This is a genomic window from Promicromonospora iranensis (assembly GCF_028994805.1).
GTDB classification, from domain to species: domain Bacteria; phylum Actinomycetota; class Actinomycetes; order Actinomycetales; family Cellulomonadaceae; genus Promicromonospora; species Promicromonospora iranensis.
Genome location: NZ_JAJQQP010000005.1, coordinates 185,346 through 198,234, shown reverse-complemented (window position 1 = coordinate 198,234; position 12,889 = coordinate 185,346). Strand labels below are relative to the sequence as shown.

The 12,889-nt window shown below is 69.1% G+C and carries 12 protein-coding genes; 5 read left to right on the top strand and 7 right to left on the bottom strand.

Features of this window, described 5'->3' with window-relative positions; genetic code table 11:
* Window positions 1-9: 9 nt before the first annotated feature.
* Window positions 10-978, bottom strand: coding sequence for a phosphotransferase family protein (locus tag LUM46_RS10150; RefSeq protein WP_274993721.1), 969 nt, complete (start codon window positions 976-978; stop codon window positions 10-12).
* Between the two features lie 95 nt (window positions 979-1,073).
* On the opposite strand from LUM46_RS10150, the gene LUM46_RS10145 reads away from it, so the two are divergent.
* From LUM46_RS10145 to LUM46_RS10135, 3 genes are all read left to right on the top strand, one after another.
* Entirely contained in the window at window positions 1,074-1,904 is an 831-nt protein-coding gene (locus LUM46_RS10145; RefSeq protein ID WP_274993719.1) for a phosphoribosylaminoimidazolesuccinocarboxamide synthase, read from the top strand.
* A gap of 101 nt (window positions 1,905-2,005) precedes the next feature.
* Window positions 2,006-3,850, top strand: a complete 1,845-nt coding sequence (locus LUM46_RS10140; RefSeq protein ID WP_274993943.1) for a DEDD exonuclease domain-containing protein — start codon at window positions 2,006-2,008, stop codon at window positions 3,848-3,850.
* Window positions 3,844-4,125, top strand: a complete 282-nt coding sequence (locus LUM46_RS10135) for an Lrp/AsnC family transcriptional regulator (protein ID WP_116676031.1) — start codon at window positions 3,844-3,846, stop codon at window positions 4,123-4,125. The genes LUM46_RS10140 and LUM46_RS10135 overlap by 7 nt, the downstream gene beginning before the upstream one ends.
* Before the next feature lie 69 nt (window positions 4,126-4,194).
* On the opposite strand, the gene qcrB (LUM46_RS10130) is transcribed toward LUM46_RS10135, so the two are convergent.
* From qcrB (LUM46_RS10130) to ctaE, 6 genes are all read right to left on the bottom strand, one after another.
* Window positions 4,195-5,874 carry a cytochrome bc1 complex cytochrome b subunit gene (qcrB, locus tag LUM46_RS10130; RefSeq protein WP_274993717.1) on the bottom strand — a complete coding sequence of 560 codons (1,680 nt, stop codon included), beginning with the start codon at window positions 5,872-5,874 and terminating at the stop codon, window positions 4,195-4,197.
* 215 nt (window positions 5,875-6,089) lie between these two features.
* Entirely contained in the window at window positions 6,090-6,719 is a 630-nt protein-coding gene (locus tag LUM46_RS10125; RefSeq protein WP_274993716.1) for a superoxide dismutase, read from the bottom strand.
* A 165-nt stretch (window positions 6,720-6,884) separates the two neighbouring features.
* Window positions 6,885-8,597, bottom strand: coding sequence for a cytochrome bc1 complex cytochrome b subunit (gene qcrB / locus LUM46_RS10120; protein WP_274993715.1), 1,713 nt, complete (start codon window positions 8,595-8,597; stop codon window positions 6,885-6,887).
* Window positions 8,594-9,664 (bottom strand): cytochrome bc1 complex Rieske iron-sulfur subunit, encoded by a 1,071-nt coding sequence (qcrA, locus tag LUM46_RS10115; RefSeq protein WP_274993714.1) that lies wholly within the window; start codon window positions 9,662-9,664, stop codon window positions 8,594-8,596. The genes qcrB (LUM46_RS10120) and qcrA overlap by 4 nt, the downstream gene beginning before the upstream one ends.
* Window positions 9,661-10,440 carry a cytochrome bc1 complex diheme cytochrome c subunit gene (gene qcrC / locus LUM46_RS10110; RefSeq protein ID WP_274993713.1) on the bottom strand — a complete coding sequence of 260 codons (780 nt, stop codon included), beginning with the start codon at window positions 10,438-10,440 and terminating at the stop codon, window positions 9,661-9,663. The genes qcrA and qcrC overlap by 4 nt, the downstream gene beginning before the upstream one ends.
* 106 nt (window positions 10,441-10,546) lie before the next feature.
* Complete coding sequence (ctaE, locus tag LUM46_RS10105) at window positions 10,547-11,200, bottom strand: aa3-type cytochrome oxidase subunit III (RefSeq protein ID WP_274993712.1); 654 nt, start codon at window positions 11,198-11,200, stop codon at window positions 10,547-10,549.
* Window positions 11,201-11,378: 178 nt separating this feature from the next.
* Between ctaE and LUM46_RS10100 the strand changes: the two genes are divergently transcribed.
* Window positions 11,379-11,816: a response regulator gene (locus tag LUM46_RS10100; RefSeq protein WP_274993711.1), complete on the top strand. Its 438-nt coding sequence runs from the start codon at window positions 11,379-11,381 to the stop codon at window positions 11,814-11,816.
* Window positions 11,813-12,862: an anthranilate phosphoribosyltransferase gene (gene trpD, locus LUM46_RS10095; RefSeq protein WP_274993710.1), complete on the top strand. Its 1,050-nt coding sequence runs from the start codon at window positions 11,813-11,815 to the stop codon at window positions 12,860-12,862. Before LUM46_RS10100 ends, trpD begins: the two co-directional genes overlap by 4 nt.
* Window positions 12,863-12,889: the final 27 nt, after the last annotated feature.

Sequence of the window (12,889 nt, the reverse complement as noted above, 5' to 3'; positions counted from 1 at the left end):
CTCGAACGGTCAGCGGCCGGTCGGCGCCACCAGCGACCGCAGGCCGACCTCGATCCCACCCAGCGGCCCGGTGGTACCGATGCCCGCGAACCAGTCCCACAGCTCCAGCGCGTGGTAGAGACGGTAGAGGCTGATGCGCTCACGGCCGTCCTCGCCCAGCGGCCCGTATCCGTCGACGAGCGCCTCGAAAGCGTCGTCCGGTCGCCGGAACTCGTACTGGATGGTCTTGGCCAGGTCCATGAGCGGGTCGGCGGCGACCGCGTTCTCGACGTCGACGAACCCGCTGACACGACGGCGGTCGCCGTCTGTCGCGACGAGGATGTTGCCCGCGTGCAGGTCGTTGTGGCAGAGCACCGGCTGGTCGCATCGGTCGAGCAGCTCGGTGCGGTCCTCCACGGAGCGGCGGATCGCGTCGTACAGGTCCCGGTCACCACCGAGGTCCACGAACTCCGCGAGCTTCTTGTCGAACTGCCGCGTCATGTAGGCGCGGTTGGTCGGCAACGGGTCGAGGACCTGCGTGGTGAGGTAGCCGAAGGCCGGCTGCCGAACCTCGTGCAGCGCACGCGTCAGGGAACCCACCTCGGCGAGGGTCCGACGCTCCGCGGCTCCTTCGAGCGGTACGTCGGAGAGCGGCCGGCCGGGCAGAAGCGTCAGCACCGTCACCGCTCGCTCGGCGTCCACGTGCACGACCTCGGGCACGCGGCCGTCCAGTGCCCCGGACCCGTTCAGGAGGCCGAGCACGTACACCTCCTTCGCCTGCTTCCACCGCCACTCGGCGGTGTACCGCTTGACCACGAGCGGCGGCCCGTCGGCCTGCCGAACCTCGTGCACCGCGCTGAGGGCACCACCGCTGCGCGGGATGACACCGGTCAGCACAGCGTCCCCGGTCAGCACCGTGCCGAGCAGGTGCGCGGCGACGGCACTCTCGTCCCACCCTGCCGGCTCCTCCGCTGCCGGCTCCCACGCTGTCGACGCCATCGGGCCAGCCTGGCAACACCCGACCGGACCCGTCCAGCACATTCCGCTCGGACCGCTGCCCGGCGGCGTCCGGCCGGCGGGTTAACCTTGGCCGCGTGGAACTGATCCGTAAGGGCAAGGTTCGCGAGGTCTACGCGGACGGCGACGATGTGATTCTGGTGGCTTCCGACCGCGTGTCGGTGTACGACGTCGTGCTGCCGACGCCCGTGCCCGACAAGGGCGCGATCCTCACCCAGATCTCGCTCTGGTGGTTCCGGCAGTTCGCCGACCTGGTGCCCAACCACGTGATCAACGAGGACGTCCCCGAGGAGTGGAAGGGCCGCGCGGTCCGTTGCAAGCGCCTGGACATCGTGCCCGTCGAGTGCATCGTGCGCGGCTACCTCGCAGGCGGGGGCCTGGAGAGCTACCGCGCGTCGGGCAGCGTGTCCGGTGTCGCGTTCCCGCCCGGGCTGGTCGAGGCCGACCGGCTGCCGCAGCCCGTCTTCACGCCGTCGACGAAGGCGGACGAGGGCCACGACGAGTACATCTCCGTCGAGGAGATCGCCAAGAGCCTGGGCGAGGAGACGACGGGCCGCCTGCGCGACCTCTCCCTGGAGATCTACGACCGCGGCGCCGAGATCGCCCGCGAGCGCGGCGTGCTGATCGCGGACACGAAGTTCGAGTTCGGGACCGACGCTGACGGCGTCCTGACGCTCGCCGACGAGGTGCTGACGCCGGACTCCTCGCGCTTCTGGAAGGCGAGCGAGTACGAGCCCGGCCGCGGGCAGTGGTCCTACGACAAGCAGTTCGTGCGCGACTGGTCGTCGACTCTCACCAACTGGGACCGCACCTACCCCGGCCCGGAGATCCCGGCCGACGTCGTCGCGGAGACCCGCGCCCGGTACATCGAGATCTACGAGCAGCTGACGGGCGACACCTGGACCTGACCCGTTGAGTGCTGGATATCTGTGGGTCCACGAGCCGTTCTCCCACAGATACCCAGCACTCAACGAGGTGGGTGGCGGGAGTGTCAGTGGTGCCCGCTAGCGTGCACGCCGTGAGCACCACCGCATCCGCATACCAGGCCACGTTCGAGGAGCTCGGCACGCCGCTGCGGGACGTGACCTTCGTGGTGGTCGACCTCGAGACCACCGGCACGAACGCCACCGAGGGTGGCATCACCGAGATCGGCGCCGTGAAGGTGCGCGGCGGTGAGGTGCTGGGCGAGTTCCAGTCGCTCGTGAACCCCGGGCAACCCGTTCCGGCGTTCATCGCGCGCCTGACAGGGATCACCAACGCCATGGTCGCGACCGCGCCGGACATCGCTCTGGTGCTGCCGAGCTTCCTCGAGTTCGCGCGTGGTTCGGTCCTGGTGGCGCACAACGCACCGTTCGACGTCGGCTTCCTCAAGGCGATGTGCGCCCGGCTCGACTACGAGTGGCCAGGGTTCGACGTCGTGGACACGGTGCCCCTGGCCCGGCGCCTGGTCACCCGTGACGAGGCGCCCAACCACAAGCTGTCGACGCTCGCGAACCTGTTCCACGCGACGGTCTCGCCCGAGCACCGTGCCCTGGCCGACGCGCGCGCGACCGTCGACGTCCTGCACGCCCTCTTCGACCGCCTCGCACCGATGGGCGTCACCCACCTCGAGGATCTGGCGACGGCCGCCGACCCCGTGCCGCCCGAGGTGCGCCGCAAGCGGCACCTCGCCGACGACCTGCCCGACGCGCCAGGCGTCTACCTGTTCCGCGGTCCCGGCGACGAGGTCCTGTACGTCGGCACGTCCGTGAACATCCGCAAGCGGGTGCGCTCGTACTTCACCGCCGCCGAGAAGCGGAAGCGCATCACGGAGATGGTGCGCATCGCCGAGCGCGTCACGCCGGTGGCGTGCGCGACACCGCTGGAGGCCCAGGTGCGCGAGCTGCGGCTCATCACCGAGCACGCCCCGCGCTACAACCGGCGCTCGAAGTTCCCGGAGCGGCACTCCTGGGTGCGGCTCACCGACGAGGCGTACCCGCGGCTCTCCGTGGTGGGCGCCGTGGTGGCCGGCGCCGCGCACATCGGCCCGTTCGTGTCCCGGCGCACCGCGCAGGACGCCGTCCACGCCCTGCACGACGCTCTCGACATCCGCCAGTGCACCGCGCGCCTACCGTTGGTCTCCCGGAAGGCCGGCAGTCCCTGCGCCCTGGCGGGCATGGGCCGTTGCTCCGCGCCGTGCGTCGCGACCCAGGCTCCCGACACGTCGTACGAGCAGGTGGCCGACGCCGCCCACCGTGCCCTCACCGGCGATCCCTCCCCCGTGGTGCGCGCGCTCTCCGACCGCATCGCCACGCTCGCCCACCAGGAGCGGTACGAGGAGGCGGGCGAGGTCACGCGACGGCTGCGCGCCTTCGTCTCGGGCGCCCACCGGGCGCAGAAGCTGGCGCCGCTCGCGGCGTGCGCCGAGCTCGTGGCAGCACGGCCCTCCGGTATCGGCGACGCACCAGGCAAGCCGGGCGGCTGGGAGATCGTCGTGATCAAGCACGGTCGGCTCGCCGCCACCGGTGTCTCGGGCCCCGGGGTCAACCCACTCCCCTTGGTCTCCGCGCTGCGGACCACGGCCGAGCACGTCGAGCCCCCGGTTCCACCGTCGCCCGCCGCTCACCCGGAGGAGACCGACCTCCTGATCGCGTGGCTCGACTCCCCCGGCGTACGCCTCGTGCATCTCAGCGACACCTGGGCCTGTCCGGTACGTGCGGCCGGTGCCCACGCGGAGCTGACGTGGGCGTCCGAGCGGGTACGCACGGAGATCGCCACCGAGGTACCTACCGGGATGCCTACCGAGATCCGTACCGACGGCGGCGTTCCGGCGCCCGAGAACCCCCGGCACGTGGATACGATGACGGCATGCTGACCGCGATCGTCCTCATCGACGCCGAGACGTCCCGCATCCCCGAGGTCGCGCAGGAGGTCGCGAACATCGACGGAGTGAGCGAAGTCTTCTCCGTGACCGGCAAGACCGACCTCGTGGCCATCGTGCGCGTTCCCGAGCACGAGCAGCTCGCCGGCGTCGTGTCCGACGCGGTGAACAAGGTGCCCGGCGTACAGAACACCGAGACCCTCATCGCCTTCCGGGCCTTCTCGAAGGCGGACCTGGAGCAGGCGTTCGCGCTGGGCCTCGACGACTAGGCACCGCGCCCCCGACCGCGGGCGACAGCCGGCCAGGTGGGCCCCGCTCGCTTGGTGGGGCCCACACACCTAGCGGCGACGCCGCTGCCCGGCGACGGAGCCGGCACCGGTCGGCTCCTTCGCCTCGATCGTGTCGTGCTGGCCGTGCGAGTGCGCCGCCTCGAGCTCTGCGGGCGTGACCGGCGAGACGCGGTCCTCGTAGAAGAACCGGGACACCTTCTGCCAGCGACGGTCGGACCTGTAGCCCTTGCGCCGCACGCCGCGTGCGTCCGTGAGGGGCGTGATCTCCAGCGGCGCGGGCGAGTCGTAGTTGACCCGCAGCCAGCGCTCCTCCTCGTCCAGCGGAGTGTGCACCTCGACGTACTCACCGTTCGCGAACCGGACGATGCGGCCGGACTCGTGGCCGTGCAGCACCAGCTCCCGGTCCTTGCGCTGCAGCCCGAGGCAGACGCGCTTGGTCAGCCAGAACGCGAAGACCGGCCCGACGAACAGCAGCACGCGCAGCACCCACGTGATCGCGAAGATGTCGAGCGAGAAGTGCGTGGCGATCAGGTCGTTCGTGGCCGCCAGGGCACAGACCACGAACGCGACGAGCAGTGCGACACCCATCGCTGTGCGCACCGGGCGGTTGCGCGGCCGGTCCAGCACGTGGTGCTCCCGGTGGTCACCGGTGACCTTCGCCTCGAGGAACGGCCACCCGAACAGCAGCGTGAACAGGATGCCCGGCACGATCAGGGCCGGGATCAGCAGGTTCATGCTGAGCGTGTAACCGCCGATGACCCACTCCCAGCCTGGCCCCGGCATGAGGCGCAGGGCGCCGTCGACGAACAGGATGTACCAGTCCGGCTGCGTGCCCGCCGAGACGGGTGACGGGTCGTAGGGCCCGTAGTTCCATACGTTGTTGATCGACATCGTGGCGCCCATCAGGGCCAGCACACCCGCCACGATGAAGAAGTTGCCCGTCATCTTGGCCACGTACACCGGCATGGCCGGGTAGCCCACGACGTTCTTGTCGGTACGGCCCCCGCCCGGGTACTGCGTGTGCTTCTGCAGCACCATGAGGAACAGGTGCAGCGCGATCAGTGCGATCAGCAGGCCGGGGATCACGAAGATGTGCAGCGTGAACAGGCGCGGGACGATGTGCTCACCCGGGAACTCCCCACCGAAGACCAGGAACGACGTGAACGAGCCGATCACCGGGATCGACTTCACGACGCCGTCGATGATGCGCAGGCCGTTGCCGCTCAGGACGTCGTCGGGCAGCGAGTAGCCGGTGAAGCCGGCCGCCAGCGCCAGGACGAGCATGACGGCGCCGACCAGCCAGTTGATCTCCCGGGGCTTGCGGAACGCGCCGGTGAAGAAGACCCGGAACATGTGCACCACGATCGAGGCCACGAAGATCAGGGCGGCCCAGTGGTGGATCTGCCGCATGAGCAGACCGCCGCGCACCTCGAACGACATGTCCACCGTCGAGTGGAACGCCGCCGACATGAGCTGGCCGTGCATCGACGCCGGGTGCTCACCCTCGTAGCGCACCAGCGCCATGGACGGCTCGAAGAACATCGTCAGGAAGAAGCCCGACGCGATGAGCACGACGAACGAGAACAGCGCGATCTCGCCCAGCATGAAGGACCAGTGGTCCGGGAACACCTTGCGCGCGAACTCCTTCACGGCAAGGCCGATGGAGGTGCGCTGGTCCAGGTAGTCGGCGGCCTTGCCGAGTCCGGTAGGACGTTGCTGCTCTGCCACGTCGTCACCCCTGAGGTAGGAGATACGCGCCCATCGATCGGTGCAACTCCAGTAGACACCGACCGGGCACTGCTTTCCACCGATGACGACGAGATAGCCGAACGATCCGTGACACGACAGATCCGGCGCACTCCCGGAGGTTCGCTCCCGGGGTGCGCCGGATCTGGTCCGACGATCAGGCGGTCAGACCGTCAGGCGGTCAGACCGTCAGGCGGTCAGACCGACGGGACGACGAGGCCCGCGGTCTGCGTCTTGGCCCGGCCCAGGCGCTCGGAGACGTTGCTCCAGGACACGAGGTTCCACCAGGCCTTGATGTAGTCCGGGCGCACGTTCAGGTAGTCGATGTAGTAGGCGTGCTCCCAGCAGTCCAGCATGAGGACCGGGGTGAGCGCGAAGGGGATGTTGCCCTGCTGGTCGAACAGCTGGACCACGACCAGCTTCTGGCCGATGGAGTCCCAGGCCAGAACGGCCCAGCCGGAACCCTGGACCCCGGCCGCGACGGCGGTGAAGTGCGCCTTGAACTTCTCGAACGAGCCGAAGTGCTCGTCGATCGCGGCGGCGATGTCGCCGGTCGGCTCACCGCCGGCCTCGGGCGCCATGTTCGTCCAGAAGATCGAGTGGTTGATGTGACCACCGAGGTTGAACGCGAGGTCCTTCTCGATCTTGTTGACGTTTGCCAGGTTGCCCGTCTCGCGGGCCTCCTCGAGCTGCTCCAGGGCAGTGTTCGCACCCTTGACGTACGTCGCGTGGTGCTTGGAGTGGTGCAGCTCCATGATCTTGCCCGAGATGTGCGGCTCGAGCGCGGCGTAGTCGTAGGTCAGGTCAGGGAGCGTGTAGACAGCCATTGCTGAGGTACCTCCAGGATCGGTCCGCACACCGGACGGTGCACGGGGGAAGACGCCGTCCTGGTCGCGCGCCGGTGTGGTGCCCGCCGGGACGGCAATGGCCCGTGTCCCCGGCCGCAGATGCGGACCGGGAGACACAGGCCATCGCTTGGGGTCGCAGGTCGCTCAGTGCTCCCGCGAGGTGGTTCCTGCGCCGGCCTCGACGGCCTGGCGCTCGGACCCGTTCAGCTGGTCGTGCTCGCCGTGCGAGTGCGCGGCCTCGACCTCCGCCGGGCTGACAGGGGCCACGCGGTCCTCGTAGAAGAACCGGGACAGCCCCTGCCACCGCTTGTCGGAGGCGTAGCCCTTGCGCTTGACACCACGCGCGTCGGTCTTCGGAGCGATCTCCAGCGGAGCCGGCGCCTCGTAGTTGACCCGCAGCCAGCGCTCCTGCTCGTCGAGCGGAGTGTGGACCTCGATGTACTCACCGTTCGCGAAGCGGACGATGCGGCCCGACTCGTGGCCGTGCAGCACCAGCTCGCGGTCCTTGCGCTGCAGCCCGAGGCAGATGCGCTTGGTGATGTAGTACGCGAACACCGGCCCCACGAAGATCAGTACGCGGAAGACCCACGTGATCCCGTTGATCGACAGCGCGAAGTGCGTGGCGATGAGGTCGTTCGACCCGGCAAGGGCCAGGATGATGAACGCCGTCAGGAATGCGACACCCAGGCCGGTCCGCACCGGCTTGTTCCGGGGCCGGTCCAGCACGTGGTGCTCCTCGTCGTCCTTCGTCACGCGCGCCTCGAGGAACGGGTAGACGAAGAGGAACGTGAACAGGATGCCCGGGACGACGACCGCGGGAATGAGGACGTTCATCGACAGCGTGAACCCACCGATGACCCACTCCCAGCCCGGCCCCGGCATCAGGCGCAGCGATCCCTCCAGGAACAGCATGTACCAGTCCGGCTGGGCACCCGCGGTGACGGGCGACGGGTCGTAGGGCCCGTAGTTCCACACGTTGTTGATCGACATCGTGGCGCCCATCAGGGCCAGCACACCCGCCACGATGAAGAAGTTGCCCGTCATCTTGGCCACGTACACCGGCATGGCCGGGTAGCCCACGACGTTCTTGTCGGTACGGCCCCCGCCCGGGTACTGCGTGTGCTTCTGCAGCACCATGAGGAACAGGTGCAGCGCGATCAGGGCCAGCAGGATGCCCGGGATCACGAAGATGTGCAGCGTGAACAGTCGGGGCACGATGTGGTGCCCCGGGAACTCGCCGCCGAAGATCATGTACGACATGAACGAGCCGACCACGGGGATCGACTTGACCACGCCGTCGGTGATGCGCAGACCGTTGCCGGACAGGACGTCGTCGGGCAGCGAGTAGCCGGTGAAGCCGGCCGCCAGGCCCAGGATCATCAGGATGAGACCGACGATCCAGTTGATCTCGCGCGGCTTGCGGAACGCGCCGGTGAAGAACACGCGCATCATGTGCACCACGATCGAGGCCATGAAGATCAGGGCCGACCAGTGGTGGATCTGCCGCATGAGCAGACCGCCGCGCACCTCGAACGACATGTCGAGGGTCGAGGCGAAGGCGACGGACATGAGCTGACCGTGCATGTTGGCCGGGTGCTCACCCTCGTACGTCTCGAGCGCCATGGACGGCTCGAAGAACATCGTCAGGAAGAAGCCCGACGCGATGAGCACGACGAACGAGAACAGTGCGATCTCGCCCAGCATGAAGGACCAGTGGTCCGGGAAGACCTTGCGCGCGAACTCCTTGACGGCGAGGCCGATGGAGGTGCGCTGGTCCAGGTAGTCAGCGGCCTTGCCGACGGTCGTCGTCGGCGTGGCCGGTGCCTCGCGCTTGGTGTCGGGGGTCGCGGTGCTCACTTCAGGCGCTCCCAGAAGCTCGGGCCGATGGGCTCGGCGAAGTCGTCCTGCGCCACGAGGTAGCCCTCGTCGTCGACCGTGATCGGCAGCTGCGGCAGCCGGCGGTTGGCCGGGCCGAAGACGACCTTCGCGCTGTCCGCGATGTCGAACGTCGACTGGTGGCAGGGGCACAGGAGGTGGTGGGTCTGCTGCTCGTAGAGCGCCACCGGGCAGCCCACGTGCGTGCAGATCTTCGAGTAGGCGACGATGCCCTCGTGCGACCAGGTCTCGCCCTCGGGGGACTGGTCGGTCCGGAGGTCCTCCGGGTTGAGGCGCACCATCAGGACGACGGCCTTGGACTTCTCCGTGATCCAGTCGTGCGTCTCGCGGTACGCCTCGGTCGTCTCCGGGACGACGTGGAACACCGAGCCCACGGTGACGTCGGACGCCTTGATGGGCCGGCCCGACGGGTCGATCGCGAGGCGCATGCCGCGCTTCCACATCGTGTGCTTGAACTGGGAGATGTTCCAGTCGCCGCCCACGGAGCCGATCAGCGGCACGGCGATGGCGATCGGGAAGAGCGCCAGGGCACCGAAGAACGCGCCCTTGAGCACACCACGGCGGCCGACGACGCCCGAGTCCTCGAGGCCCTCGTTTAGGTCCTTGATCGCGGTCTCGCGGTCCTCGCCCTGCGTCGCGAGCGTGTGCCGCTCCTGGACGAACTCGCGGTCACCCATGAGCGCCTTGGCCCAGTGGATGCCGGCGATACCGATGCCGAGCAGCGACACCGTGAGACCGAGGCCGAGCAGCAGCGTCGACAGCCGGACGCCCGACGTCGTGCCGTCCGGCGGGACCATCACGTAGGCGACGATCGAACCGATCGTGCCCAGGATGGACGCGACGAACAGGATGGTCACGGTCCGCTCGGCGCGCTTGGCCGCGTGCGGGTCCGTGTCGGTGAGGCGCTTCTTGTGCTCCGGCACACCCGGGTCGGGGAACCGGTCGGCCGGACCGACTGCGGTGCCTGCCTCGGGGGCGGCCGTCACGTCCTTGGACGTACCGGCCGGGGGGTTCTGGTTCTCGCTCACGAGGACTTCGCTCCGATCCACACTGCGGCGCCGATGAGCAGGCCCAGGCCGATCACGAAGGCCCAGAGGCCTTCGGACACGGGGCCGAGGGCGCCGAGCGCGTTACCGCCCGCAGAACCCTCCCGCTGCTCGACGAGGAACGAGACGATGTCGCGCTTCTCGTCCGGCGTGATGTTCGCGTCGTTGAAGACCGGCATCGACTGCGGGCCGGTCTGCATCGCCTGGTAGATGTTCCGCTCGGACGTCTCCCACAGCGCGGGGGCGAACTTGCCCTCCGACAGCGCTCCGCCGGCGCCCACGGCGTTGTGGCACATGGCGCAGTTGGTGCGGAACAGGGCCATGCCGTTGGAGGGGTCTCCCAGGCTGGCATCCACCTGCTCGTCCGTGGGGATCGCCGGACCCGCGCCCAGCGAGGCGACGTACCCGGCCAGGGCCGCGGTCTGCTCCTCGTTGAACTGCGGAGGCTTGGCCAGCGCCTGCGGACCGTTCGTCTGCATCGGCATACGACCGGTCGACACCTGGAAGTCGACGGAGGCTGCGCCGACGCCCACCAGGGACGGCACGCCGTCGGTGCCCTCAGCGTTCGGGCCGTGGCACGTCGCGCAGTTGGCCTGGAACAGCTTCTTACCGGTCTCGATGTCCGCGGTGCTGACGGTCTCGGCCTTAGCCGTGCTCGGAGCCAGGGCGGCATAGATGCCGCCCGTGGTCAGCAGCGCCAGCAGCAGGAGCACGACCGGAGCCATCCGGTGGTGCCTGCGGGCGGCGAGTGCCTTCACGAAAATGTCCTCGTCTCGAGTTAAGTGTTTGAGCTTCTCTGTCTTGAACCTATGCCACCGCACGTGGCCATGTTGCACACACGCCCGGGGCGTCGGCGCTACGAGGTCACTGCAGCAGGTAGATCACCGCGAACAGCGCGATCCACACCACGTCGACGAAGTGCCAGTAGTAGGACGTGACGATCGTGGTGGTGGCCTCGTGGTGACCGAACCGCTTGGCGGCGAAGGAGCGGCCGAGCACGAACAGGAATGCGATCAGACCGCCGGTCACGTGCAGACCGTGGAAGCCGGTGGTCAGGTAGAAGACCGAGCCGTACGCGCTGGACGAGATCGTCAGGCCGTGCCCGACAAGCTCGGCGTACTCGAAGATCTGGCCGCCGATGAAGAACGCGCCCATCAGGTAGGTCATCGTCATCCACTCGTGCATGCCCCAGGACCCGACCTGGTACAGCTTGCCGGAACGCGACGGCTTGAACTGCTCCGCCTTGAACACCGCCGCCTGGCAGGTGACCGAGGACAGCACCAGGACGATCGTGTTGATCGTCGAGAAGGTGATGTTCAGCTTGTCCGCCTGCAGCGCCCACTCCTCGGCCGGCATGGTCTGCCGAACCGTGAAGTACATCGCGAAGAGCGCTGCGAAGAACATGAGCTCACTCGCGAGCCAGACGATCGTCCCGACCGAGACCGGGTTCGGACGATTGACTGTTACGTGCTGGTGCGTGGGGTTGGCTGCAGCCGTTGCGGTCGACACGACAGCCATTATGGCCGACGTTGGAGCGTCCCGAACGCCGAAGCGGCAGCGACGCTCGCGTGGAATCTCACAAAGTCCTTCCAACGCCCTACCTGCGACGTCTCTTGCTGACGCGATCGAACAGAGTGCCATCAAAAGCACACGGACAAATCTGCCGTGGAGGCGAGGACTGTGCCACGATCGACGCATGACCGGCATGACGACGGATGTGACCAGCGCAGGTGCGGACGGTGTGGCGACGTCGAGCCCGCGAGTCCTCCTGTACAGCGACGACCGCACGGTGCGTGAGCAGGTCCGACTCGCCGTCGGGCCCCGCCTGCACGCAGGCGCGCCCGACATCGAGTGGACCGAGGCCGCCACCCCCGCAGCCGTGGTGGACAAGGCCGACAACGAGACGTGGGACCTGCTCGTCCTCGACGGTGAGGCCGACCAGACCGGCGGCATGGGACTGTGCCGCCAGCTCAAGAACGAGATCTACGAGTGCCCGCCGGTGCTCATCCTCACGGGACGGCCCGAGGACGCCTGGCTCGCCTCCTGGTCCCTGGCCGACGGCGTGGTGTCCCGCCCGCTCGACGCCATCAAGGTCCAGGAGGCAGTCGCGAAGCTCCTGGCGGGTTCCGCGTGAACCTCGAGGCACCCACCTGGTCCGGCCTGCTCGCCGGGCTGATCACCGGGGCCGACCTGAGCCAGGCCGAGGCCACGTGGGCGATGGACCAGGTGATGACCGGCGAGGTCTCCCCCGTCCAGCTCGGCGGGTTCCTCGTGGCGCTGCGCGCCAAGGGCGAGACCGTCGAGGAGCTCGCCGGCCTGACCGAGTCCATGGTGCGGCACGCGACCCGTATCGACGTGCCAGGCCCTTCCGTCGACATCGTCGGCACCGGCGGCGACCGCGCGCACACCGTGAACATCTCCACGATGGCGTCGGTGGTCATCGCGGGCACGGGCCTGCGCGTCGTGAAGCACGGCAACCGGGCGGCGTCGTCGTCGTCGGGCAGCGCGGACGTGCTGGAGGAGCTGGGCATCCGGCTGGACCACCCGCCGGAGCGTGTCGCGCAGATCGCGCGCGAGGCGGGCATCACCTTCTGCTTCGCCGCGGCGTTCCACCCCTCGATGCGCCATGCGGGCGTGACCCGCAGGGAGCTGGGTGTGCCGACGGCCTTCAACTTCCTGGGCCCGCTCACCAACCCCGCCCAGCCTCGCGCGGCCGCCGTCGGCTGCGCCGACGCCCGGATGGCCCCGCTGATGGCCGGGGTCTTCGCGGAACGCGGCAAGTCGGCGCTGGTGTTCCGTGGCGACGAGGGCCTGGACGAGCTCGCGGCCACCGCCGGCTCCACCGTGTGGGTCGTGGCCGACGGCGCGGTCACCGAGCACCGGCTCGACCCCGCGGCCGACCTGGGCCTCACGCGCATCAAGGTGGAGGACCTCCGCGGGCAGGACGCCGCCTACAACGCCGCGGTCGCCCGCGCGGTCCTCGCCGGCGAGAGCGGGCCGGTCCGCGAGACCGTGCTGCTCAACGCGGCGTCCGGCCTCGTCGCCGACGGCACGCTCCCCGGGACCGGGTCCGGGACGCTCGTCGAGCGTCTCGCTGCCGGGATCGACCTCGCGGCCCAGGCCGTCGACTCGGGCGCGGCGCAGGAGACCCTGCGCCGCTGGGCCGAGGCCGCGAGGTAGCACCGGAGCGCCGGAGCGAGGGCCGGC

Excerpts from the sequence above, each read along its gene's own strand:
- LUM46_RS10150 (WP_274993721.1), bottom strand. The coding sequence starts at position 978 with ATGGCGTCGACAGCGTGGGAGCCGGCAGCGGAGGAGCCGGCAGGGTGG.
- LUM46_RS10135 (WP_116676031.1), top strand. The coding sequence starts at position 3,844 with ATGCTGACCGCGATCGTCCTCATCGACGCCGAGACGTCCCGCATCCCC.
- LUM46_RS10125 (WP_274993716.1), bottom strand. The coding sequence starts at position 6,719 with ATGGCTGTCTACACGCTCCCTGACCTGACCTACGACTACGCCGCGCTC.
- ctaE (WP_274993712.1), bottom strand. The coding sequence starts at position 11,200 with ATGGCTGTCGTGTCGACCGCAACGGCTGCAGCCAACCCCACGCACCAG.
- LUM46_RS10100 (WP_274993711.1), top strand. The coding sequence starts at position 11,379 with ATGACCGGCATGACGACGGATGTGACCAGCGCAGGTGCGGACGGTGTG.